Source organism: Mesorhizobium sp. M5C.F.Cr.IN.023.01.1.1 (assembly GCF_003997585.1).
GTDB lineage: Bacteria > Pseudomonadota > Alphaproteobacteria > Rhizobiales > Rhizobiaceae > Mesorhizobium > Mesorhizobium wenxiniae.
The window spans coordinates 1-605 of record NZ_RZSU01000254.1 but is presented as its reverse complement, the minus strand read 5'-3'; the positions used below and the strand labels follow the sequence as shown (position 1 = coordinate 605).

1 protein-coding gene is annotated in these 605 nt (G+C 58.8%); it reads right to left on the bottom strand.

The window, feature by feature from the left end:
• Nucleotides 1-544 (bottom strand): aldehyde dehydrogenase family protein (locus tag EOA78_RS35630; protein WP_245478015.1); only part of this gene is annotated, 544 nt, incomplete at its 3' end.
• Nucleotides 545-605 lie beyond the last annotated feature (61 nt).

Genomic DNA, 605 nt, shown 5'->3' with positions numbered 1-605 from the left:
GTGCAGTTCCGCCGGCCACAAGCCGTGCCCCTTGCGACAGGGCCATCCGGCAGGCGCTCTCGACCCCCTCTCGCTGCCTTTGAGAGATCAACGGGGTGATGTCGCAGTTTTCGCGTCCTGGTCCAATTGAGAGTCCTTCGACGCAAGCCTTCACTCTTTCTAACGTTTCATCAGCGATTGAACGCTCTACAAGCAATCTTGTTAGGTTGTTGCAATTCTGGCCAGCATTTAGATAGGTTCCGATACGCACCGCTTCCACGACGGAATCGAGATCGGCATCGGAATAAACGACAGCGGCCGATTTGCCGCCCAGCTCCATGATGCAGGGTACGATGCGCTCCGCTGCAGCCTTGAGGACGGTTCGCCCGGTTGCCATGGAGCCCGTAAAGACGATGTGGCGCACATCGGGATGATCGATCAGCGCCTGGCCTGCCGTCTGGCCGTACCCAGTGAGCACGTTTACGGCTCCGGCAGGCAAGCCCGCGGTCTCACAGGCGCGAGCAAGTTCTATGCCTGATAAAGGAGCCAGTTCGGGGGACTTCACTACCACTGAGTTACCAGTTGCAATGGCGCAAGCTAGTGAACGGGCCGTCAGTTCGAGGGGG